At 49.3% G+C, this 21,472-nt stretch carries 24 protein-coding genes and 1 tRNA gene; 11 read left to right on the forward strand and 14 right to left on the reverse strand.

Annotated features, from left to right (window positions below; translation table 11 throughout):
• The first annotated feature begins 5 nt into the window (after positions 1–5).
• Positions 6–1,052: a PleD family two-component system response regulator gene (locus AS151_RS14755; RefSeq protein WP_071517825.1), complete on the forward strand. Its 1,047-nt coding sequence runs from the start codon at positions 6–8 to the stop codon at positions 1,050–1,052.
• Positions 1,053–1,078: 26 nt separating this feature from the next.
• A complete protein-coding gene (locus tag AS151_RS14760; RefSeq protein ID WP_071517826.1) occupies positions 1,079–1,753 on the forward strand; it encodes a DUF1614 domain-containing protein in 675 nt (224 codons plus the stop codon).
• Between the two features lie 69 nt (positions 1,754–1,822).
• On the opposite strand, the gene AS151_RS14765 is transcribed toward AS151_RS14760, so the two are convergent.
• Both AS151_RS14765 and AS151_RS14770 read right to left on the reverse strand, forming a co-directional pair.
• Complete coding sequence (locus AS151_RS14765; protein ID WP_071517827.1) at positions 1,823–2,836, reverse strand: 2-hydroxyacid dehydrogenase; 1,014 nt, start codon at positions 2,834–2,836, stop codon at positions 1,823–1,825.
• Positions 2,837–2,924: 88 nt separating this feature from the next.
• Positions 2,925–4,019, reverse strand: coding sequence for a GGDEF domain-containing protein (locus AS151_RS14770; protein WP_084639619.1), 1,095 nt, complete (start codon positions 4,017–4,019; stop codon positions 2,925–2,927).
• Positions 4,020–4,469: 450 nt separating this feature from the next.
• Here AS151_RS14770 and AS151_RS14780 point away from each other — a divergent pair, with 450 nt between their 5' ends.
• On the forward strand, positions 4,470–4,775 hold the full coding sequence (locus AS151_RS14780) for a carbon dioxide-concentrating mechanism protein CcmK (protein ID WP_071517829.1): 306 nt from the start codon (positions 4,470–4,472) through the stop codon (positions 4,773–4,775).
• Between the two features lie 109 nt (positions 4,776–4,884).
• Positions 4,885–5,250, forward strand: coding sequence for a carbon dioxide-concentrating mechanism protein CcmK (locus tag AS151_RS14785; RefSeq protein ID WP_071517830.1), 366 nt, complete (start codon positions 4,885–4,887; stop codon positions 5,248–5,250).
• A gap of 20 nt (positions 5,251–5,270) precedes the next feature.
• Here AS151_RS14785 and AS151_RS14790 read toward each other — a convergent pair.
• A tRNA-Pro gene (locus tag AS151_RS14790) sits at positions 5,271–5,344 on the reverse strand.
• Positions 5,345–5,440: 96 nt separating this feature from the next.
• Between AS151_RS14790 and lipA the strand changes: the two genes are divergently transcribed.
• The 3 genes from lipA (at position 5,441) to AS151_RS14805 (ending at position 9,553) form a co-directional block, all read left to right on the forward strand.
• Positions 5,441–6,334, forward strand: a complete 894-nt coding sequence (lipA, locus tag AS151_RS14795; protein WP_071517831.1) for a lipoyl synthase — start codon at positions 5,441–5,443, stop codon at positions 6,332–6,334.
• Positions 6,335–7,364: 1,030 nt separating this feature from the next.
• The gene (gene sigC, locus AS151_RS14800) at positions 7,365–8,618 is read left to right on the forward strand and encodes an RNA polymerase sigma factor SigC (RefSeq protein WP_071517832.1); all 1,254 of its coding nucleotides are present in this window, start codon (positions 7,365–7,367) and stop codon (positions 8,616–8,618) included.
• Positions 8,619–9,094: 476 nt separating this feature from the next.
• Entirely contained in the window at positions 9,095–9,553 is a 459-nt protein-coding gene (locus AS151_RS14805) for a transcriptional repressor (RefSeq protein WP_071517833.1), read from the forward strand.
• A gap of 15 nt (positions 9,554–9,568) precedes the next feature.
• On the opposite strand, the gene AS151_RS14810 is transcribed toward AS151_RS14805, so the two are convergent.
• The 11 genes from AS151_RS14810 to AS151_RS14850 form a co-directional block, all read right to left on the reverse strand.
• A complete protein-coding gene (locus AS151_RS14810) occupies positions 9,569–10,543 on the reverse strand; it encodes a peptidoglycan-binding protein (RefSeq protein WP_071517834.1) in 975 nt (324 codons plus the stop codon).
• A 131-nt stretch (positions 10,544–10,674) separates the two neighbouring features.
• Positions 10,675–10,851 carry a hypothetical protein gene (locus AS151_RS22210; protein WP_170861412.1) on the reverse strand — a complete coding sequence of 59 codons (177 nt, stop codon included), beginning with the start codon at positions 10,849–10,851 and terminating at the stop codon, positions 10,675–10,677.
• 207 nt (positions 10,852–11,058) lie between these two features.
• Positions 11,059–11,532, reverse strand: coding sequence for an SH3 domain-containing protein (locus tag AS151_RS14815; protein ID WP_071517835.1), 474 nt, complete (start codon positions 11,530–11,532; stop codon positions 11,059–11,061).
• A 27-nt stretch (positions 11,533–11,559) separates the two neighbouring features.
• Positions 11,560–13,083 (reverse strand): AAA family ATPase, encoded by a 1,524-nt coding sequence (locus tag AS151_RS14820; RefSeq protein ID WP_071517836.1) that lies wholly within the window; start codon positions 13,081–13,083, stop codon positions 11,560–11,562.
• 14 nt (positions 13,084–13,097) lie between these two features.
• Positions 13,098–13,598, reverse strand: a complete 501-nt coding sequence (locus tag AS151_RS14825; RefSeq protein ID WP_071517837.1) for a YceD family protein — start codon at positions 13,596–13,598, stop codon at positions 13,098–13,100.
• Between the two features lie 236 nt (positions 13,599–13,834).
• Positions 13,835–14,332, reverse strand: coding sequence for a R3H domain-containing nucleic acid-binding protein (locus AS151_RS14830; RefSeq protein WP_071517838.1), 498 nt, complete (start codon positions 14,330–14,332; stop codon positions 13,835–13,837).
• Positions 14,332–15,498, reverse strand: coding sequence for a membrane protein insertase YidC (gene yidC / locus AS151_RS14835; protein WP_071517839.1), 1,167 nt, complete (start codon positions 15,496–15,498; stop codon positions 14,332–14,334). Before yidC ends, AS151_RS14830 begins: the two co-directional genes overlap by 1 nt.
• A 204-nt stretch (positions 15,499–15,702) precedes the next feature.
• Entirely contained in the window at positions 15,703–16,119 is a 417-nt protein-coding gene (locus AS151_RS14840) for a PH domain-containing protein (protein WP_071517840.1), read from the reverse strand.
• The gene (gene rnpA, locus AS151_RS14845) at positions 16,109–16,513 is read right to left on the reverse strand and encodes a ribonuclease P protein component (protein ID WP_071517841.1); all 405 of its coding nucleotides are present in this window, start codon (positions 16,511–16,513) and stop codon (positions 16,109–16,111) included. The genes AS151_RS14840 and rnpA overlap by 11 nt, the downstream gene beginning before the upstream one ends.
• Before the next feature lie 28 nt (positions 16,514–16,541).
• Positions 16,542–16,679 (reverse strand): 50S ribosomal protein L34, encoded by a 138-nt coding sequence (rpmH, locus tag AS151_RS20900; RefSeq protein WP_084639618.1) that lies wholly within the window; start codon positions 16,677–16,679, stop codon positions 16,542–16,544.
• Positions 16,680–16,769: 90 nt separating this feature from the next.
• Entirely contained in the window at positions 16,770–17,309 is a 540-nt protein-coding gene (locus AS151_RS14850) for a DUF2808 domain-containing protein (protein WP_071517842.1), read from the reverse strand.
• An 833-nt stretch (positions 17,310–18,142) separates the two neighbouring features.
• Here AS151_RS14850 and AS151_RS14860 point away from each other — a divergent pair.
• The 4 genes from AS151_RS14860 (at position 18,143) to AS151_RS14875 (ending at position 21,459) form a co-directional block, all read left to right on the forward strand.
• Entirely contained in the window at positions 18,143–19,285 is a 1,143-nt protein-coding gene (locus AS151_RS14860) for a Re/Si-specific NAD(P)(+) transhydrogenase subunit alpha (protein ID WP_071517844.1), read from the forward strand.
• Between the two features lie 68 nt (positions 19,286–19,353).
• The gene (locus AS151_RS14865) at positions 19,354–19,647 is read left to right on the forward strand and encodes an NAD(P) transhydrogenase subunit alpha (RefSeq protein ID WP_071517845.1); all 294 of its coding nucleotides are present in this window, start codon (positions 19,354–19,356) and stop codon (positions 19,645–19,647) included.
• Positions 19,648–19,650: 3 nt separating this feature from the next.
• Positions 19,651–21,057, forward strand: coding sequence for an NAD(P)(+) transhydrogenase (Re/Si-specific) subunit beta (locus AS151_RS14870; protein WP_071517846.1), 1,407 nt, complete (start codon positions 19,651–19,653; stop codon positions 21,055–21,057).
• Between the two features lie 69 nt (positions 21,058–21,126).
• Positions 21,127–21,459: a hypothetical protein gene (locus AS151_RS14875; RefSeq protein WP_071517847.1), complete on the forward strand. Its 333-nt coding sequence runs from the start codon at positions 21,127–21,129 to the stop codon at positions 21,457–21,459.
• Positions 21,460–21,472 lie beyond the last annotated feature (13 nt).

Consider the following 21,472-nt stretch of genomic DNA (forward strand, 5'->3'; position numbering starts at 1 on the left):
TTCCCATGTCTGAAAGCAACCATCCCGAGCAACCATCCCGCATTCTCATCGTAGACGACGAAAAAACCCTGCGATTGGTGTTGCGTCGTACTCTAGAAAAACAAGGCTATTCTATCCTAGAAGCTGCTAATGGCAAAGACGCTTTGCAAATTTGTGCCGAACAATCCGTTGATATGGTTTTACTGGATGCCATGATGCCAGGGATGGATGGCTTTACTTGTTGTACCAAATTGCATGAAATGCAGCTGCAAGATGTGCCGCCAGTGTTGATGGTGACTGTTTTAGAAGATTCCAAATCTGTGGATTTGGCGTTTGAGGTGGGTGCCACTGACTACGTGACCAAACCCATTCACTGGCCAGTTTTGCGCCAGCGGGTACGTCGGCTGTTGCAACAACGGTGGATGATGCAAGAAATTCACCGCAAAATGGAAACCGAACAGGCGTTAATCGCTCAGTTGGAAGCAGCCAACCGCGAGTTGCAACGGTTAGCCACGGTCGATGGTTTAACCGAAATTGCCAATCGCCGTCGTTTTAACGATTATTTAAACTGGGCGTGGCAACATTTAGCTAGAGAAGGCTCGTTTTTATCGATTGTGCTGTGCGATGTAGATTTTTTTAAGCAGTACAACGATACTTACGGCCATCAAACTGGCGATGCCTGTTTGCATCAAGTAGCGGAGGTTTTGACGCAAGTAGCCAAACGTTCTACAGATTTGGTGGCACGCTACGGCGGCGAGGAATTTGCTCTAATTTTGCTCAATACCAACCTGGAAGGAGCTATTTATTTAGCAGAACAAGTTCGAGACCAAGTCAAAAAACTGGCTATTCCCCACGCCAAGTCCAAGATTGCCCCGGTAGTGACCCTCAGTTGTGGGGTGGCTTCTGTCATTCCCCAACCTGACTTCAGCGAAGACCTGTTGCTTTCTGTAGCAGATGATAGCCTCTACGAAGCGAAAATGCAAGGACGCGATCGCGTGGTTTCCAACACTCGAACTCTGGCAGATATCTTGGAGGAAAAACAAATTCGCGGGACAATAGAAGGCGATAGGTGACTCATTTTGAGCTTGTAAGCATGTCTATGATTTACCTTCCCGTTTCTTTAATTTTGTTCCTGTTGTTGTTGCTGCTATTTCCTTTTATCTGGTTTGCCATTACGCTGGATGCTTTGGAAATTGCAGCAGCCAAACTCGGTTTTTCTCCGGATGTGGCGTTGCTGTTGCTGGCTGCTAGTATTCTCGGCAGTACCATTAACATTCCCATCTACGAAGTTGAGTCGGAAGTACCTGTCGCTTCCAGCATTACGGAAATGTGGTTGCGCCAGTTTTGGGGAATTCCGCTACGCAAAATCGAACAAAAAACCGTGGTTGCTCTCAATGTTGGCGGTGGTTTGATTCCAATTGTTTTGGCTTTGTACCAACTCAGACAAGCGAGTTTTGTCAAAATTGCGGTGGTGACTGCCATTGTGACGCTGGTTTGCTATTTTGCTTCTAACGTGGTTCCCGGCATTGGGATTAGTATGAATCCTTTGCTGCCACCGGTTACGGCTTCTTTGTGTGCCATTTTGCTTACGGAAGCCTCAGCAGAAGCCCCACCCATTGCGTTTGCTGGTGGGGTATTGGGTACGTTAATTGGTGCCGATTTGCTGAATTTACGCGCCATTCAACGCATGAGTCCTGGGGTTTTGAGCATTGGTGGTGCCGGCGTTTTTGATGGCATTGCTTTGTGCGGCTTTTTTGCTTTGTTGCTTAGTTGATGTTGTAATAGTCAAGCGATCGCGCCATTGCAGTTGGGGCGATCGCTATGATAAAAAACAATTTTTAGGCTATTTTTTGGTTTGTATCCGTTCTACTGATACTTCATTGGGGCACTCCTCTCCCTTTTCTACCTGAGAAATATTGCTTAATGTGGTTTCAGCAATTTTGGTGAGGGCTTCTCGGGTAAAGAATGCCTGGTGTCCGGTAATCAAAACATTGGGAAAAGTGAGCAATCGTTCAAAGGTATCGTCTTGAATGACAATTTCCGATAAATCTTCAAAAAACAGGTCTTCTTCCTGTTCGTACACATCCAATCCCAAGGAACCGATTTTACCGGATTTTAACCCATCAATAACCGCCTGGGTATCGATCAAACCGCCGCGGCTAGTGTTGATCAGCATAACACCGTCTTGCATGCGGCTGACTGTTTCTGGGTTAATCAGATGGTAGGTATCTGGCGTTAGTGGACAGTGCAAGCTAATCACATGGGAACGGGAGAAAATTTCCTCCAGGGAAACGTATTCTACCCCCATTTCCTTGCACTCAGGATTGGGGTAGAGGTCGTAAGCAAGCAGCTTGCAGCCAAATCCTTGAAAAATCCGCGCCACAATAGCACCAATCTTGCCAGTACCGACAATGCCTACAGTACGCTGGTGGAAGTCAAACCCAAGCAAACCGTTGAGGGAAAAGTTACTCTCGCGGACCCGGTTGTAGGCACGGTGAATTTTGCGATTGAGGGCAATGGCTAATCCTACCGTATATTCTGCCACAGCATGGGGAGAATAGGCAGGAACGCGGACCACCGTTTGTCCCATTTCTTTCGCCGTCTGCAGGTCCACATTGTTAAATCCCGCACATCGCAGGGCAATGACTTGGGTTCCCCCTTCGGCGAGTTTCCGCAAAGCTTCGGCGTTTACATTATCGTGAACGAACGCACAAACAGCAGGATAGCCATACGCTAGAGGAACCGTTTCTGGATTTAAACTCGGTTCCAGGAAAGTAATTTCGTGGTGGTAATTTTGGTTAGCAGCTTCTAGGAAAGCGCGGTCGTAGCTTTTGGTGCTAAAAACAGCCAGTTTCATGATTTTTCCCTTATGCCCATGCTGTTATGGGAATTGCAACAGCCAGCTTTAGGATAACGTCTATTTTCAGTTCTTTTCCGTACCACATTCATGTAGTATTTTCTGTGTATAATTTAAAGCGATCGCGACCAGCTTGTTTGGCTTGATACAAAGCGCGATCGGCACATTCGATGAGCGTTTCGCTAGTCATCTGACTCGTAGGCACCAAACTGGCAATTCCCAAACTTAAGGTAACGTAACTACTAACCGGGGAGGCAGCATGGGGCAAACACAAGCTTCGCACGGCCCCCTGGATATTTTTCGCCACCTCAATGGCCCCCGCAGCCGGCGTTTGCGGTAAAATAACAGCAAATTCTTCTCCCCCGTAGCGAGCCACCAAATCCGCCGGTCGTCTAGCTGCACGCCTGATGGCTTCCGCAACGCTGCGCAAACATCTGTCGCCTTCTTGGTGACCGTGGGTATCGTTAAATCGTTTGAAAAAATCTACATCGCAAATAATTAGAGAAAGGTAAAGTTTGGCTTCCAATAGCTGCTTCCACTGTTGCTGTAAATATTCTTCAAATCGCCGGCGATTGGTTACTTGGGTTAGCGGATCGATATAAGCCAGATCTTTTAATTCTTTGTTAGCGACAGATAGCTCTTCGCAAAGGCTGTGTAGCAATTCTGTTGCTAGGGTATGAATTTGCGATTGCGCTAGTAAAAGTTGGTGGATATCTAGAATTTTATAAGTAGGAAGATGGGAATAGACACCAACTGTAGAATTTTGATGGGAGGGCTGGCGAACCACCACTGGCTCGTACAGCAAATGCGGCGGTCGGGATAAAACCAGCTGGGCGGCTTTAGAAATCAAAGTTTGTTGGGGAATCACCATTAAATGAACCGTCACAAACCGATATAAATTCCCCACCGGCCTTCTTAAAAAAAGTTCCCGACCGTAAGGACGGCTGAGTTGTTCGAAAAAATGCCGTCGAGAGATCATTCCTACCAACTCTCCTCCATACATCAGGATAATCCCTGGTAGGAAAGGGTTGCTTTCAAAAGCTTGACAAGCTTGGTAAGAGTAGCTATAAATATCTAATTGAGCTTCGTATAGCTGCAATTCTGCCAGTGTAGACTCTAAGGAAAAATGGCTCTTGTATTTGCTCGGCGGACGCAGGTACTGCTCTAGCTCTGGTATATCCATAAGAAGTTCGGCAATAACGCTTGGCACCAAACGCACGAGTAGATTTTTCTCCCAGAAAAAGAAAATGAATTTTTCTCGCTATGTCTATTAACTATTGTATGGCACAAAATTCTCAGGCGTTGAATTTTTGGAATTTCTTTATTGGGGAGAATCTAGCGATCGCTGGTTGATGGTTTCATTACATGTACCGCTCGAAGCGCTCCGAGAATATTCTGAAAATAAATACAACCCCGTTTCAGGAAAGCCCATCAATTCTCCGTACATCTATCCTTGACAAAATCGAATCCCTTTTTTCTGCCCAAGCAGTTGCTGGTGAAAGTATCTAGGACCCCCAGGAGAAACAAACATAAAAGATAACATTTTTTCATCAGATATCTATCTATTTTGCCGCGATCGCCTCGTACAATAAGAAGCAGGTATTGCAAGCGAAACGGAGGAAAGCAACCATCCATGCCTGTTGCCGTTGGAGTAATTGAAACCATGGGGTTTCCTGGGACGCTGGCCGCCGCAGATGCTATGGTGAAAACGGCTCGCGTCACTGTTGTACAGTATTCTCGGGCAGAAAGCGGCCACTTTTTTGTAGCTATCCGGGGACCGGTTTCTGAGGTAAAGCGGGCTATGGAAGCTGGCATCGAAGCTGCCGAAAAGCCTTATGGTTCCGAAGTGCTGACCTACTACATGATTCCCAATCCCCCAGAAAACGTAGCCACGGTTCTGCCTGTGGACTATACAGAAGCCGCAGAACCTTTTCGCTAGGATTTGAAAACCTCAGACACACCTCCCAAGCGATCGCCCACCCTTTTCATAGGGCAAAATCGACCTCAATAGGGATATTTCTGAAGAAAACTGGAACTGGAGCAAATTTATGACACAAGAAGCAGTTGGATCGCTAGAAACCAAAGGATTTCCCGGCGTTTTAGCCGCCGCCGACGCCATGTTAAAAGCTGGTAGAGTGACCCTAGTCGGCTACATCCGTGCCGGTAGCGCGCGTTTTACCATTAACATCCGCGGCGACATTTCCGAAGTGAAAACCGCCATGGACGCTGGTGTGGCAGCTGTTGAGAATGCTTATGGCGGTGTTTTGGAATCTTGGGTGATTATTCCCCGTCCCCACGAAAACGTCGTTGCCGTCATGCCTATTGACTATTCCGAAGCCGTACAGGAATTCCGCGAACAGGCTCAAGGTCTGAGACTGCCCGGGCGACGCGGCAATGGGTCCGCTGCTCAATAGCTGTATAAAGCCAAAAAAAATCGGGATGACTGGATTCGAACCAGCGGCCCCTTCGTCCCGAACGAAGTGCGCTACCAAACTGCGCTACATCCCGATACCTTTCTATCTACGTATTAGGATAGCACAAAATCTTGTATGTAGATAGGATGAAGGAGAGAAATTCGTCGAACGATTTGGAAACAGAGAAAGCGTGAGTACAAACAAACCCAGCTGGCTGCGAGTGAAAGCCCCCCAACCCGAACGTATTGGCGAAGTTCGGGGAATTCTCCGGGAATTGGGACTCAATACGGTGTGCGAAGAAGCCTCCTGTCCCAACATTGGCGAGTGCTTCCACAAAGGAACGGCAACGTTTTTAATTATGGGACCTGCGTGTACCCGGGCTTGTCCTTACTGCGATATTGATTTTGAAAAGTCCCCCAAAGCCCTCGATCCCACCGAACCCATCCGGCTGGCTACAGCGGTACAGCAAATGGGATTGAACCACGTGGTGATCACCTCGGTCAACCGCGACGATTTGGACGACGGGGGGGCTTCTCAATTTGTGCGTTGTATTGAGGAAGTGCGATCGCGCTCCCCCCATACCAGCATTGAACTGTTGGTTCCCGACTTTTGTGGCAACTGGGAGGCTTTGAAAACAGTTTTGGATGCCGGACCGGAAGTTCTCAACCACAACACCGAAACCGTCCCTCGCTTGTATCGCCGCGCTCGTCCTGGGGGCAACTACCAGCGCAGCTTGGAATTGTTGCGGCAAACCCGCGCCTATGCTCGTTGGGTTTATACCAAATCTGGCATCATGGTTGGTATGGGAGAAACCGATGCGGAAGTCCGTCAGGTAATGCGGGATTTACGGGAGGTGGATTGCGACATTTTGACCATCGGTCAGTACCTGCAACCCAGCAGCAAGCATATGAAGTTGGATGATTTTATTCCGCCGGAACAATTTGAAGTTTGGCGGGCGTATGGAGAATCCCTTGGGTTTTTGCAGGTGGTTGCTTCTCCCCTAACGCGCAGTTCCTATCATGCGGAACAAGTAAGAGACCTGATGGATAAGTATCCCAGAACCCAAAGCGAACGGTCTGCGTAGATTGACATTTTGGACTGGGCTCGGTCAATAGCCCGGAGGCTATTGACCGAACTGCAAGAAATTGAGATGCAGTTTGACTGGGAGCTTGGTTGGTTATCGCCTCCCATTTCTGCTAGGATCGAGTTCTTGAAACTCTGCAAGAAATAATTGGGGTATTTTATAGGGATGCCTTGCAAAAAAACCTTGCCAAGAAAACATAGAAGTTTTAAGAAATCATTATTTTTTAGAAATGGCATAAGTTTTGCAAGAGATTGTCGGTGGGGTAGGGGAACTTTGCGCCGTATCCCTACGGGAAGGCTGGAAAAATCCCCTATAACCGTATTTGCAAGCGTATAACTATATTTTTATCCGAATATTTTTGATTTCGATCGCAAGTCGGTAGCGATCCGGAAAGGCAAGAGCAGGTGACGAAAATCCAAGATGGCTCTTGACATATGTCACGAGGCCAACCGTGAATTCCCCATATACTGACAGCAATGGATGAAGAAACACCAACGGGTTCCCTCTGAGGAAAACACGCAAAATTATGCCCTTTTTCCTCAATTGAAATTCGGTTTTTGACCAAATTTGAGTGTTGGGGAATTAAAGTTTTTATAAACTGTGGCGTTGGTGGGATAGAAATCCGCAAAAATACCGTAATCTAGAATTTGGGGTGTGTCGCTGGTTCGTTTTCTCCTGCAAGCTAAAGATTGTTCCAAAAAAAATCAGTAAGGATCGTAGAGTGCGTTTCCTTTTCTGGTTGAGCTCACGGAGAAACCTTTTTCCGCCAATTGCATAACGAAATTCCCAAATTCAAGCGTCAATTGTAACCATATTGGTGAAGTTAGGGGATGCTGCCTACCACAGAAGCACCCAGGTCATGCTTGTATCTCAGACGACAATTTAACCGTCCAGTACCTAGCATGGCTGCTTCGAGATAGTTTTTGTAAACTTTAACAAACTTGAGAAAAGTTTTCGTTGGTTTTTGGGAATTATCTGTGTAGGCACCCCCTAACTGCGCCTCCTGCGTGGAGTGATGGAGAGGAAAATTATGCCCATACCCTCTTTGCCCGTGAATGCTGAATACGACGAGCAACCTGCTGTTTCTGAGTTGGAACTAAATCATTTTGAACCAGAAGCAGAAGATTTAAACGAAGCTGAGATAGCGGTTGAGGACTCAGAAGAAACCAAAAACGAGCAAGCCAGCGCAAGCCGCAGCCATCGCACTACCGATCTGGTGCGCTTGTATCTCCAGGAAATCGGTCGCGTCTCCCTTTTAGGAAGGGATGAGGAGGTTGCCCAAGCTCAGAAAGTTCAGCGCTACATAAAACTGCTAGAACTGCGTCGCGAAGCTGCCCTTGCCGAGTTGGGAAATTTAGCCCGCTACGAACACCTGATGCAAGTACGGGAGTATTTATCTTCCCAACTCGGTCACAGCCCTTCTCGAAAACAATGGGCGAGTGCCGCTCAGGTTTCCCCTAGCGAATTCAAAACCATTTTAAGTCAAGGTAAACGCCGTTGGGCGGAGCTGGCCAATTTAGCTTTAGATGAATTAGAACGCGCCCAATCGGAGGGTTTGCGTGCCAAAGAACGCATGATTAAAGCCAACTTGCGTTTGGTGGTTTCCGTTGCCAAGAAATACCAGAACCGGGGCTTGGAACTGCTCGATCTCATTCAAGAAGGCACGTTAGGTCTCGAACGGGCTGTGGATAAATTCGACCCCACGAAAGGATATCGATTTAGTACGTATGCTTATTGGTGGATTCGCCAGGGAATTACCCGCGCGATCGCTACCCAAAGCCGTACCATTCGCATCCCCGTTCATATCACCGAAAAGCTAAACAAAATCAAAAAAGCCCAGCGCAAGCTCGCTCAAGATAAAGGGTATACCCCCAACGTAGAAGATATCGCCGGCGAGTTGGAAATGACACCGGGGCAAGTGCGGGAAGTGCTCATGCGAGTGCCGCGGTCGATCTCTTTGGAGTTAAAGGTCGGCAAAGACAAAGAAACCCAACTCGGAGAACTGCTCGAAACCGAAGATTTGTCTCCCGAAGAACTCATGATGCGAGAAGCCTTGCATCGGGAGTTGCAGCAGTTGCTTTCAGACTTAAGCAGCCGCGAACGAGATGTCATTCGCATGCGTTTTGGTTTGGGAGACGGCCATCCTTACTCTTTGGCAGAAATTGGTCGTGCTTTGGACCTCTCTCGGGAAAGGGTACGGCAAATTGAAGCCAAGGCACTGCAAAAATTGCGCCAGCCCAAACGCCGCAACCGCGTCCGCGACTATTTAGATGCTTTAAGCTAAGTTGGAATCGCACCTACTCGTTAGGCTGCTAGAACTCAAGAGCGGGTTTTTCGCTTGCCATTCGCAAAATTGCCTCGGTGGCAGAGATAGGCAACCGACATGGGAAAACTACAATTTTTTGTAGGATTTTTTGTAGGAGCAACCCCCGCTGGGGGTCCCTTTTGTAGGGATAGGCACGGGGGCGCTCCCCCTATGCTTCGGCAGGCTCAGCACAAGCATTTTTGTGGGTTTATCTACATCGGATTGGGGATGGCATCAAATCCACCTCAAACAGACTCGCTTTTTTATCCATGGAAATTCCCTGGTGTCGGGTCGATTCGCGAATCAACCCGACAAAATTTTTGCGGTTTGTACGCATCGAATTTGGTATCACCCACTCTAGATTGGAATTTTTCTCAATAATCACCAGCTTCTTGACAATTGCCTAACAACTGGTTATCTTTGTCAATAAGCAACAATATTTGAGAAGATTCCATATGACTTCTTATACAACCAGCTCCTTCAAAGCCGAACTAAACGAGCGCGGCTGGCGCTTGACACCGCAACGGGAGACCATTCTCAAAATTTTTCAAGACCTGCCCAAAGGAGAACACCTGAGTGCAGAAGAGCTCTATCTACGCTTGCAAGAGGAAAGCAATATTAGCATCAGCCTATCGACAATTTACCGGACCCTAAAACTCATGTCCCGCTTGGGGATTCTGAGAGAGCTAGAGTTTGGTGAAGGTCACAAGCATTACGAACTCAACCAACCCCAACCTTACCACCACCACCATTTAATTTGTGTCAAATGTAACAAAACAATCGAATTTAAAAACGATTCTATCCTCAAAATTGGTGCCAAAACTGCTAAAAAAGAAGGATATCACTTGCTCGATTGTCAGCTAACCATTCATGCGATTTGCCCGTCCTGCCAGCGGGCGCTGCTTCCCGTATAGTAGCTTTTAAACCTGTTAGTTTTCTGGAACGGGTACCAGTTGAAAATTGTCGGAGTTGGCCGGCGTTTCTTCTGCATCCGGAAACTCATCAGCTGCCGCCGGCGGTAGCAATCCCATAGCATTGCGCGTTGCCGTATCGACAATGCCATTGCCAATAAAGCCCCGGTCTTGTTGAAATTTAATCACTGCCGCCTCAGTTTTGGGTCCGAAGTGACCGCTGAGGCGTCCATCGTAGTATCCCAACTCCTGCAATCGTTTTTGTACCTGCAAAACGGCATCAGAACTATCACCCCGTTCAAGAATGGTGGTTGGTTGGCTGCTGGGTTGACCGCTGGGAGTCAAAAATTGGGCTTCCTGCTGCCGGCGATTGAGGGCAATTTGGGTTTCGCGGTTGACTTGCCCCGTATCGTCTAGGTTGTTATCTTCCTGGAACGCTTCCACTGCTTCTTCCAGGCGTTTGTCAAAAATGCCGTTAATTAAACCGTCGTAGTATCCCGCTGCTTGCAATTGTTGTTGCAATTGAACGATGCGATCGCCGATATCCCCCCGTTGGATGGGGAAATTCTCGGAAGCCGTTCCTTGGGGAAAACGCTGGTTGTTGCGGGAAAGATCCGGGTCGGGGACTGGTGTGGTTTGTGGTTGGGCATTGGGAACTGGCGGTAGGGGAACTGTGGAGGGAGACTCCCCTGATAAACCCCTTAGCTGCAACGCTTGCTCCGTTTGCGGACCGACGATACCATCAACCGCCAAGCCGTTGGCACTTTGAAACGCTTCTACAGCATCGGCGGTTAGTTCTCCGTAGTATCCGGTAATCGGACCGTTAAAATAGCCCAACTCTTGCAAGCGACGCTGCAAAATTTCCACTTGCCTGTTTGAATCCCCGACCTGTAGCAACGCCAAGGCACTATGGGCAAAGAGCAAAATTGTGACAAATGCTCCTACCGGCAAGACGCGAGCAACGAACTTCCAAACGCGAACCCAAGCCTTCATAAATTTTGTCGAACCATAGCAGTATGCTCGCTCCGATTGTACTAAAAAATGCCAAAAAAAGAACCCGGAAGTTTAGGGAGAAAATGCCCTGTTTTTCCGGGAAAAGCCAATTAGACGGATTTTGAAAACTGCTAAATAATTCCCAAGCGATCGCAAACCACAGCCGTTACTCCGGCAAAAGCCGTAATTCCCAGTGCTAGGAGGGGATGCTGGCCTTGAGCTACGGCAAAAGAAGTAACAATGCCAGCTCCAAGAGATGCGGTAACCACGTTTGTTAATAAATCTTTACCAGAATTTGGTTCGTACATGAGCTTTTAGGGTGTTTGAACTTTACTTTATCGAATTCGGTTTTTTCAAACATATCACCCTGGATTCTGGCATGGGTGGGATCGGGAAAATATTGTCATTAAGATTTAGATTTGGAGAAATTTCTTAACTATTGTTTGGAGGGTTTTTTCTCAGAAAAAATCGCCACCCTCCTGGTGAAGTGGGTAGGGATGGCCGCGGAGGCGATGCTACTGGGAAGTTTCGCGGGTATTGCCAGCTTTTACCCATCCCCTTTGGTTGTCTTCGGGAACCCAGACTTTTTCCCAGACCCCATCGGCACTTTTTTTGATGATATAAACTTTGCCTTCGTAGGGAATGCCACCAATACGATCGGCTTCGTAACTGGGTGCCCCGCGAAGAATCAAGCCCTGGGGCCAAGTAACCAGCGCCGGTTGGGAATTCGGGGGTGGCGAAGGCGCGGGAGAAGGGGAGGGGGAAGGAGAGGGAGCGGGAGCGGGAGAAGACGTAGCAGGCGTTTTGGGGGAGGGAGAGGTTTGGGCAACTTTAGTTTTGGCTGCTTGGTCGTTGGCAAAGGTGGGTTTGGGCGGACGCCCACTCAGGCGCGCGGCAAAGTAAAGTGCTGCCAGCACGCTGCCACCGGCTAAAATGGCGATCGCTAAAAGAAAACCGAGGATAAATTTAAAGCATCCAGAAACATTCATGAGCGGAACCCAGCAACGAATACGGCTTTAATCAGGCGAGCGCAGTTGTCCAGACATGCGCGAACCCAGCGTACTGGAACGGGATGCCATACGTGCTTTTCCGGAAGCCGCCCACGCTTGCAAGTACTCGATTTGCTCTTTTGCCGTCCTTGCCAGGGGCACCACCTGACTGGCAGCTTCTAAAATATCTTCGGTGGTGAAATCGCGCCCTTGACTAAAGCCGATATGCATAGCTTCAATAACAGCTTGTTCGATTTCCGCACCGGAAAAATCCGGGGTTTCGTAGGCCAAACGATCCAAATCGTAATCTTTGAGATGGGCTGGGCGTACGTGGGAGAGATGGACTTCAAAGATTGCCCGCCGTTCTTCTTGGTTGGGCAAACCGACAAAGAAGATATCGTCAAACCGCCCTTTGCGCAACAGTTCTGGCGGTAAGTTTTGAATATTGTTGGCAGTGGCAACCACAAACACTGGCGAAGTTTTCTCTGCCATCCAGGTTACGAAGGTGCCAAATACGCGGCTGGAAGTACCGGAGTCGCCGCGCCCTTCCGAACCGGCGAAGGCTTTGTCGATTTCGTCGATCCACAACACGCAGGGGGCAACGGCTTCGGCAATTTGAATGGCTTGGCGAGTTCTCGCTTCTGACTCCCCCACCAAACCAGAAAACAAACGTCCCACATCCAAACGCATGAGGGGCAGGTGCCAGTGATGGGCGATCGCTTTGGCAGTGAGGGATTTGCCGGTGCCTTGAATGCCTACCAAAAGCAAACCTTTAGGATGGGGCAACCCGTACTGGCGGGCGCGTTCGGAAAAAGCCCCACCCCGACGCAGCAACCATTCTTTGAGGTTGTCCAAGCCACCGATATCGGCGATTTGCTCTTTAGCGGGATAGAAGTCCAGAATTTGGGTTTGGCGAATGGTTTGCCGTTTTTCTTCCAGAATCAGGTCCACATCTTCCGGTCGCACTTCCCCGTGGCTGGCGATCGCTCTGGCAAGAACCCGACGTACCCGTTCCACAGACAGCCCCTGCGCGGAACGCACCATCTCATCCATGACTCGTGGTTGCAAGGAATTGCCAGTACCTGCCAGCAAGCGATCGATTTCCGCGCGAATTTCTGGTGGAGTAGGCAGGGGAAATTCCATCACCGTGATGCTTTCGCTCAGGTCTTCAGGAATTTCAATGCGTGGTGTCAGCAACACCAAATTTTTCGGTTGCGATTTGAGGTTTCTGGCTAGGTTGCGCAGCTTGCGGGAAATGGACAAATCTTCCAAAAAACGGTGAAAATCCCGCAGAATAAAAACACCTGGGGCTGAGGCAGGTAGGCCTTCCACAAATTCCAATGCTTGCAGGGGATTGCGGCGGGCGTACCCTTCATCGTTGGGATTGCCGCGGTAACCATCCACAAAATCCCAGGTATAGATGGCGCGGTTGCCCTGTTCTTCGCTGCAACGCGCGATCGCTTCTTCAGCCCGTTCTTCTTCTAGAGTCGGTACGTAAATAATCGGATACCGGGCGCGCAGCAGTAGTTGAAACTCCTCGGTAAAGCTCATGCTTCAACGCTCCTTCATCCAGACAATTGTTCTTTCAAAGCCGCCAAAGGAGCCCAACGGCTATCAATAAGTTCTTCCTCAGACTCTTCGAGAGCAATTCCCTCACATTCCGAATCGCATAATTGCCGGCTGGGCATTGCCAGACACAACTGTTCGTAGATCCACTGAGCGGGATCGAAATATCCCCAAGGAGAAAGCTGTTCCACCAACTCTTCCAGGGGCGTTTCTTTTTCTAAAGGGAGATTTTCTTCCGCTTCAGCCGCGGCATCCAACCAAAGAAATTCCGAAGTTTCCACTTGGATGCGATGGTTGTATTGCTGCAAGCATCGGTGGCAGGTGAGGGTAACAATGGTCTCCGCCGCCACGGAAACTTCAATATAATTGCCTTGATGGATAACTTTTAAATGCCCTTGTACGGGAGTGAGGGTTTCTAGGTCGCTAAAGTATTCTTTAAATGCGAGTTCTTCGGTTGCATCTGGCGCTTGGGCGAGTTGGGGGAGATAGATGGTTTCCATCAGAAAACCTCCAAAGGCGACTGCGAGGGGGAGAAGCGAAGCGTTGGTGGGGAAAGAAAAAGTTATTTTGATTGAAAAATTTTGTCGAAGGTTCTCTATAGCATATATTTGTCTTAACGTCAATAACTTTTTATGAATCGCCGTGCCGCGGGCAGGGCAGTCAGTAGGAAGGGGAAAGATCCCAACGACCTCCTGACCGTCGCGGGGCAAGCTGCCCTTGCCGTGATTGGAGACTTTTAGCTGCGCATGCGAATCACCAAGGAACGGTGGGGTTCTTGACCGCGGCTGTAGGTTTCCAAATCCGTATCTTCTGATAAGAGATTGTGAACCTGTCGCCGTTCCGCCGCCGATAGTTCCTTCAGTTCCTGTTCTTCGCCTGTCTGGCGAACAGTTTCCACAGCTTCGGAAGCGATGCGCTTGAGTTCTTCCAAGCGGCGCAGTCGATAGCCGTCCAACTCTACAGTATAGGCAGCTTGCTCTTCAGGGGCGCATCCTAAATTAAGAATGGTATTGGCCATGTATTGAATGGCATCGAGGGCTTCGCCACGCGCCCCGGTTAAGGCTTTCACCTGTTTGGGCGTCAAATACGCGGCATCAATGGTCAGCCAATAACTCGCTCCAAATTCGCTTTCTTGGAAGGTTGACTTCACGGGAACCGACAAGCCAACCAGTTGGAGGAGTTCTTCTAGCCACTCTTGCCCTTGCTCCTGTTTTTTGCTGCTTGGTTCCACCATTAGGCTTTCTTCTTAGAACGCCCGGATTCAAAAGGCAGCTCCCCATCTTTGGATTTGCCGTCTTTCTTCTGAGATTTTTCCGCTTCTTTTTCTTGCTGTTCGACCAATTTCTGCAAGTTTTCCGGAAGCGGTTCCCGGGAGAGAATAAAGGTTTGTGCAGTTTGGAAAATATTGGCTACCACCATGTACATCAAAACCCCAGCCGGCAGCGGAAAGAATAGAAACATTCCCGAAAACAGCACTGGGGTAATTTTGTTGATGGTATCCTGTTGCGGGTTGCTGCTGCTTTGTCCTGGTCCTTGACCTGATAGGATTTGGTTGAGGTACAAGCTGGCACCGAAAAACAGCACCATACCCACGATATCCCAATGGATGGTGCCATCTTCATCTACAGCACCTACACTGCCCAAGGCTTCGATAAATAGAAATCCTTCTTCGGCAGCAATCCCAGGAATGGTGGCTTGAATGGTCGCCGATCCTGGTTGCAACGCTTCGATGGTACCATCCGGACGTACGTTCACCCGTTCGGCACCTTGGGTAACTTCCCAATTGGGCGAGAGGTTTTCTCGATCGTATTTTTGGATAAAATTCTGCAAGGGAGTCCCTTCGGGGGTTTGGAATTCTATCTTGGTGGTTTCCCCGACCGCCAGTTGATTGCCACTGGGCAAAATGGCGTTCATGGGGACGTGGTTGTTTTCCGCCAGATAGACATTCTGCGAGTCGGTGCTATAAGGCTGCGGTTGAATGCGCTCGACTTGTTCTTTGGCGAAGATGTCTACATCAACGGTATAGGTAACGTCGGCAAACGGCGAGCCCCGCAATGTGGCAAAGAGAGCAAAGAGAATCGGCATTTGCAGCAAAATAGGAAAGCATCCCGACAGGGGATTGCCGAATTCCTTGTATACCTTGCTCATTTCCTCCTGCTGCTTGGCAGGATCGTCTTTGTAGCGTGCTTGTATGTCTTTAATCCGCTGCTGCATCGCTGGTTGCGCTACGCGCATGCGACGCATGCTACGGATCGATTTGGCACTCAACGGATAGAGTGCAAAGCGAATGACTAGTGTCAAGGCGACAATAGCCAAACCGTAGCTAGGCACGATCCCGTAGAAAAAGTCCAGGATCGGCAGCATGATATTGTTGGAGAGAAACCCAATCCCAAAGTCCATTCGTTTTTTGTCTACCTACGCCCTTGCAATTCTATTAGATTTGAATCGAATTCGTCAGTACAACCGCCCCGATTCGCCTCGGTGGTGCAGCGTTGCTCCGCGAATACGATTTTGGTATTTTGGTTTTTCTGATGACCTGGCTCTGCGGGAGCTAGAAACAGCGGGAGAACCAAGAAAAACCTAGGGGTTGTTGGTGGGTTGGTTCTAAGAGCTTTGCTTTGATTTGCCTCGCTCTCCGATAGCACCGCTTTTTTGGCGGGCTTTGGCGGAAATTTTATCTTCTATGTAGTTGTAAATTTCCCGAAATCTGGGCAACGCTCTCAGTTCCAAACGGTTTCCATCTTTGAGGGTGACGACCATGTCTCCCCAACCACCCCAACCGCGGGGAACGGTGACCACTTTGGCTATTTCTGAGTAGACAATATCGGAGCGATCGCGCCCCATCCAACCACCGGTTACGGTAATCCGACGATTGGTGATGCGATAGCGCAACCACAGGGCACGCACGATCGCCCCAATGGTCAGGGGCAGGAAAATAATGGTGACGCCTAGAAGCAAACCAACGAGCAAATCCCCAACGTGGGGACCTCCCGAATAATATACTTCTTCTTTAATACCCATGCAGAACCTCAGCTTCGGTCAGTAACTGTTTTAATTCTCGCAAAATTTGTTCGTAATTGCACTCCGGCGATCGCTGGCGCACGCCAACCACCACCATCCACCCGGGTTCCATCTGTGGTAGCAACTCCCGCAAAGCAGCACGGATGCGCCTTTTGAATCGATTGCGCACCACCGCTCGTTTGTCTACTTTTTGACTGACGGAAATGCCGATGCGTGTAGGAGAGTGACGAGGACTTTTTTCAGTGGCCTCGCCCTCTCCCGAACCAACAGATGGGGAGACATCGGCATATTTCCAAACTCGCAAACGCAAATGTTTGGATTGCCGCCGCTTGCCTTTTTGATAGACCAGCAAAAAGTCGCGACGATGTTTGAGTCGGTTTTCTTGCGGTAACACGTCCGAATTGACGAACTGTTAGTAGCGATTAAAGTGCAATGCGATGGCGACCTTTGCGGCGGCGAGCGTTGATGGTTTTTCTCCCGTTTCTGGTGCGCATGCGTACCCGAAAGCCTGAGGTTCTTCTTCTGCGACGGTTGGTACCGCGTAATGTCCGCTGCGGCATACGTACTTCCCTCCTTGCTAGCTAGCTCCACTGGACTGGAAAAAACCACAGCATTCTATCATAACACGGTTTGGGGGGATTTGGAGGCAATTAGTCGATGGTGAGCACCCAAGTACCTATGTAGCGTAGCAGAGGAACGTCTCCGGGAGATTCAATGCGAGCGTTGAAATAGTACATGCCGCCAAAATCGGGATTGTCCACATCGGAAAATTTCAGCTCCACTTTTTTGCCAGCGGGAACTGGTTCGAGGGGATAAATTTCAATGACGTGGTTTTCTGGGTCCCAAATGACTTCATCGAGTTCTACAGATTTGCGATTGTCGCCCTCACCTACCAAAACTTCGACTCGATCGACGTTGAATTCGCCGTCGTAGTAATCGGGGTAATCGATGACAAAGCGGGCGGCTGCCAATTCCATTTTATCGGCGGGGATGCGCAGGTGGTAGCGATCGCTATCATCTTCTGATTCTCCCGATTCCAGGAAAAAGTTCAGTTGATTTTTTTGTTCGGGACCGCCAAAAATGGTAAAACCTGGCAGCTGTTGCCCCGAAGCTACGGTGGGGATACTCACCCCCACAGAACCAGCCAAAATGGCGGCTACAACCAAACGTGCTTTTTTTCCAGCGAACATAGGCTTATCCAATCCTCAAGGAATATAACGCTGCGGGAAGCTCTCCGTCGCTTTCCATCAGAAGGCAAGGAACTGCCAGCGCACGGCGTGCAGGTCGCGACCCAGCATAGAAGCGAAAGGAGATCCAACTTTCTATGATACAGGGAAATTGCTTCAAAACTCCCTACCCCAAAGACACTGGTACCAGCTCAATTAGTTCCAGCTCGGCTACCGATACGGCTACGGTGGTTGCTTGCCCCTTCATTTCCCAACAGAAATGAAACCCGTTTTCTGCTCGCTCAACCATTGGAAAATAGCCACAAATACAGGAGGTTTCGCCAGGATTTTGCTTTAGTAACTACCTTGTTATCAAAAATCTACCGGAGATGCGATCGCTTCCTGACAGAGATTTCTCTAGCAAAAATTCCTCCCCAAACCCCTTTCCCAGCAAGGAATTGCCCCGCCAGATTTTCGGTACCATCCATTCTTTTTGCGCCTTGTTTGTCCAGGAAAATTCTGTTAAGACAAGCTAAAAATATCTTTCCATCTTTGGGGATCGGTTTACCATGCAATAGATTGGACCAACCCAATAGGTAGAAAGAAAAAAGCGCCAACAGAACTATCCCCAACTCCCCATATGCCTGCCCAACAGCCGAGTTAAGTCATCCGGCGTGCGTTGGGAAAATCTCGACCCACATCCCACCCGTCTGTGCTGGGGAACCATGCACCCAAACACGCGCAACACTGACCAGCAGCCATTGCTAGACCCTTAGCCGGTTCCCCAACAACGAGCAACAACCACGCGATCGCGGTGGCGAGGGAAATGGGATGGAAAAATCGTTAGGAGGTTCTCTATGAAAATTGCTATTGCCAAAGAAAATGAATTAGGAGAGCGCCGCGTTGCTTGCGTTCCCGACGTAATCCGCCGGCTGGCAAGCGAGCAAACCGAAATTTGGGTAGCCTCCGGTGCCGGAGAAGCTGCCTTTTTTTCCGACGCCGACTACCAACAAGCCGGTGCCAGCATCGAGTCCGATCCGGCGAAGCTCTGGTCTCAAGCCGATGTGGTCGTGAAAGTGGCCCCGCCCAAACCAGAAGAAATCGAAGCTTTGCAACCGGGAACCCTGCTGGTGGGTATGCTCAACCCCTGGCAAAATTTGGAACTCATACAGCAACTAGCCCAAAAACAAGTAACGGCTTTGGCGATGGAAGCCATCCCCCGCACCAGTAAAGCCCAAAGCATGGATGCCCTCTCTTCCCAAGCTTCTATTGCCGGATACAAAGCCACCTTGCTGGCGGCTACTGCCCTGCCCAAATATTTCCCCATGCTAACCACAGCCGCCGGCACGGTTCGCCCTGCGAAGGTATTCGTTATCGGTGCTGGGGTAGCGGGTTTGCAAGCGATCGCGACTGCCCGCCGTTTGGGGGCCATCGTACAAGCCTACGATATTCGTTCCGAGGTAAAAGAACAAATCGAAAGCTTGGGTGCCACCTTCGTAGAAGTAGAACTCGAAGAAGAAACCAGCAGCGAAGGCGGCTATGCCAAAGAAGTCTCGGCGGATACCCAACAACGCATTCAAGAAAAAGTAGCCGATACCATTGCGGACTCCGATGTCGTCCTGACCACTGCCCAAGTTCCCGGCAAGAAAGCACCGCAGTTGGTCAGCGACGCCACCATTGCTAGAATGCGCCCCGGTTCCGTGATTGTAGACGTAGCTGCCGAACAGGGCGGCAACTGCGAAGGGACCGAAGCCGGCAAAGATGTGGTGCGCCACGGCGTTACCATTATTGGTCCTGTCAACCTTCCTTCCTCGGTTCCCGTTCACGCCAGCCAGCTATACGCCAAAAATATTGCTTCCCTACTCAAATACATCATCTCCGATGGCCATTTGAATCTCAATTGGGATGACGAAATCATCAGTCAAAGCTGTATAACCCATCAAGGCGAAATTGTCAACCCCAAAGTGCGAGAACTCGTGGAACAATTAGCCATTAAATAGCTTGCTGGAAGGGTCTCAAATCAAACTTAGCCTTTAGTATTGTTCGTTTTGTTTGTGGAGGTTTTTTGATGCTGGAAAGTTTAATACCAGCCTTATTCGTTTTCGTTTTAGCGGCATTTGTGGGTTTTGAAGTGATTAATAAGGTGCCACCCACCTTGCATACGCCCTTAATGTCTGGTGCCAATGCCATTTCTGGGATTACTGCCATTGGTGCTTTGTTAGTGGTTGGTGCCCGCGAGTGGGATATCACAGAAGCTTTGGGCTTTGCTGCTTTGATTTTCGCCACCATCAACGTGGTAGGCGGTTTTATCGTCACCGACCGCATGTTGCAAATGTTCAAGAAGAAGGAGGAGGCCAAATAGTCTATGAATGAGTACGTAGACTCTGGAATTCAGCTAGCCTACTTAGGGGCAGCTTCCCTATTTATTTTGGGACTCAAACAGTTGGGTAGTCCGGCAACCGCCCGTCGCGGCAACTTGCTGGCGGCTTTGGGGATGTTTGTGGCCGTGGTAGCCACCCTGCTGTATCAAGAAGTGCTCAACTACCAAACTATCCTCATCGGCATCGCCATTGGTGCCGGTATTGGCGCGATCGCTGCCCAAAAAGTGGAAATGACCGCCATGCCGCAAATGGTGGGTCTGTTCAACGGTTTGGGGGGGGCCGCTTCCGCGTTGGTTGCCAGCGGTGAGTTTTGGCAGCTAGCCAACAGCAGCGAATTGATTTCCCCAGATACCAACTTCACCATTTTGCTGAGTATTTTTATTGGTGGGGTCACTTTTTCCGGTAGTTTGATTGCTTTTTCTAAATTGCAACGCCTCTTGCCCGGTGCCCCGCTCACATTTCCCCTGCAGCAACCTTTTAACCTAACGTTGTTAGGGGTTTTTCTAGCAAGCAGCGCCTACTTACTCTTCTTTGAACCTGGCAATCTCACCGCCTTTGCTGCGATCGCTGCTGTTTCCCTGGTTTTGGGCATCATGTTCGTGTTGCCCATTGGCGGCGGCGATATGCCGGTGGTAATCTCCCTTTTGAACTCCTTCTCGGGGTTGGCAGCCAGTGCCGCTGGTTTTGTCATTAAAAACAACATGCTGATTATCGCTGGTGCCTTGGTAGGGGCATCGGGCATTATTTTGACGGTCATCATGTGCAAAGCCATGAACCGTTCCCTCACCAGCGTTCTCTTTGGGGCTTTTGGTGCCAGCGAAGGCACAGCTGCCGCCACTTCCAGTACGCAAAAAGAGAAAACCGTACGCTCTCTAGATGCGGAAGAAGCTGCTATGATGTTAGGCTATGCCCGTTCCGTGGTCATCGTTCCCGGATATGGTATGGCAGTCGCCCAGGCACAACACTCCGTACAAGAGTTGGTGGATTTGCTAGAGAAAAAGGGCGTGGAAGTAAAATACGCCATCCATCCAGTTGCCGGTCGCATGCCAGGGCATATGAACGTTTTGCTGGCGGAAGCCAACGTTCCCTACCCGCAACTGTACGATATGGAGGATATCAATCCCCAGTTTGGACAAACAGACGTGGCTTTGGTGATTGGTGCCAACGATGTGGTCAATCCCGCAGCGAGGGAACAACAAGATAGCCCCATTTACGGCATGCCAATTTTGAACGTAGATACCGCCAAAAACACCATTGTCATCAAGCGTAGCTTGAGTACGGGATTTGCCGGCATCGATAACGACTTGTTTTACAGGAATAAAACGTTTATGATGTTTGGCAGCGCGAAAGATATGGTGACGCAGCTGGTAAATGAGGTAAAACAGTTGTAAGTAATCTCGTCGGGGCGAACGGTAGTTCGCCCTTATCTAAAGGACGTAGGTAGGTAAAATTTGAACGTTATGAACAAGAGCAAACAAAATCTCCCCTTTAAAGGATTTGGTAGAAACAATCGCAAGCGACTGACAGTCACGGCTTATGGGGAAAGTGAAGATCGGGTTCATCACGTAGCCGCTGTTTTACATTTTGCTGACTCGGGAGATATTATCAAAACGCAATTATACGATAGTGGCGAAAGTATAGAAGTAGCTACTGAAGAAATTGTCAAATTTGCTGAAAAAGAAGATGCAGAAATTTATATGGTCAACCAGGTACTGCCGGCAGAAAGCTGTCCCCATTGCGGTGGCAAGGAATATCGCGTGGTGCGAGACGCCGATTTGGAAAGGATGCAGTAGCTTTTTGCGGCGT

Source organism: Geitlerinema sp. PCC 9228 (genome assembly GCF_001870905.1).
GTDB lineage: Bacteria > Cyanobacteriota > Cyanobacteriia > Cyanobacteriales > PCC-9228 > PCC-9228.